General features: G+C 71.1%; 1 protein-coding gene. It reads right to left on the bottom strand.

The genetic code is table 11. The features are described from left to right. Positions 1-1,314, bottom strand: a 1,314-nt coding sequence (locus ACFVW8_RS39150; protein WP_389698828.1) for a polyketide synthase dehydratase domain-containing protein, incomplete at its 3' end; no start/stop codon positions are given. Positions 1,315-1,331 lie beyond the last annotated feature (17 nt).

Below are 1,331 nucleotides of genomic sequence, written 5' to 3'. Positions count from 1 at the left end.
GGCGGCCAGTAGAGCTTCCACGTCTTCGAACACGGCACCGCCATCGGCCAGTGGGCCGTGTCCCAGTACCGCCCATGAGGTGCCCTGACCGGGACCATCGGGCACCGGTACCCACTCCACCCGGAACAGGGAATCGGCGTCGTCCGGGATCGCCAACTGCTCCGGGCTCACCTCGCGCAGTACCAGCGACTCCACAGAGGCGACCAACTGGCCTGCCGCGTCCGCCACTCGAAGGGCTAGGCCCTCCCCGGCCGGGGTGAGGTGGACCCGAAGGGCCCTGGCGCCGGCCGCGTACAGCGCGACGCGTCGCCAGGAGAAGGGGACGCGAGAGCCCCCACCCCGCTCGTCGGCCGCCGCTGCGGCAGCGTGCAACGCGGAATCCAGCAGGGCGGGATGCACCCCGAACTCCCAGGCCGTGTCCGCGGCTTCCTCGGGCAGGGCCACCTCGGCGAACACCTCGTCGCCGCGCCGCCAGGCGCTGCGGAGTCCTCGGAAGACGGGCCCGTAGGCGTAGCCGCTGTCGGCCATCGCGTCGTAGAAGTCGCCGATGTCGACCGGTTCTGCGTCACGGGGCGGCCAGACGGCGAAGTCGGCGGCCGACGGCGGGCTCCCCGAACCGGGGGCGATGAGGCCGGTGGCGTGAGAAGTCCAGGCAGCGTCGCTCGTGTCGTCCTCGATCCGGGCGTACACCTCGATCGGGCGCAGGTTCCGGGCGTCCGGTTCACCGACGACGACCTGCACCTGGACGGCGCCGGACGCCGGAAGCACCAGTGGCGCCTGGAGGGTCAGCTCCTCGACGGTGTCACAGCCGACCTCCTCACCGGCTCGCAGCGCCAACTCGACCAGGGCGGTGCCGGGTACGACGACGGTGCCGTGGACCGCATGGTCCGTCAGCCAGGCATGGGTAGCCGACGACAGCCGCCCGGTGAGCAGCACGCCCGAGCGGTCGGCCAACGTGATGGCACCACCCAGCAGTGGATGGCGCGCTGCGCTCAGTCCGGCGGCCGTGACGTCGCCGGCTCCGGTGGTGGCGTCGAGCCAGTAGCGCTTGTGCTGGAAGGGGTAGGTGGGTAGGTCCACTCGGCGTCCGCCGGCCAGGAGTGTCGGCCAGTCGACTGTGCTGCCTCGCACGAAGAGGGCTCCGGCTGCCTCGATGGCGGCCCGTGCTTCGGGCACGCGGTGTCGGAGGACTGCGACGGCGTCGGTGTCGGTGTCGGTGTCGGTGTCCAGAGTCTGTTCGACGAGTGGGGTGAGGGTGGCGTCCGGGCCGATTTCGATGAATGTGCGTGTGCCGAGTTGGTGGAGGGTTTGCACTGCGTCGGTGAATCGGA

It is taken from the genome of Streptomyces sp. NPDC058221, from assembly GCF_042882365.1.
Taxonomy (GTDB): Bacteria; Actinomycetota; Actinomycetes; order Streptomycetales; family Streptomycetaceae; genus Streptomyces.
The sequence above is the reverse complement of the archived record's forward strand: the minus strand, read 5'-3'. Positions and strand labels throughout refer to the sequence as shown.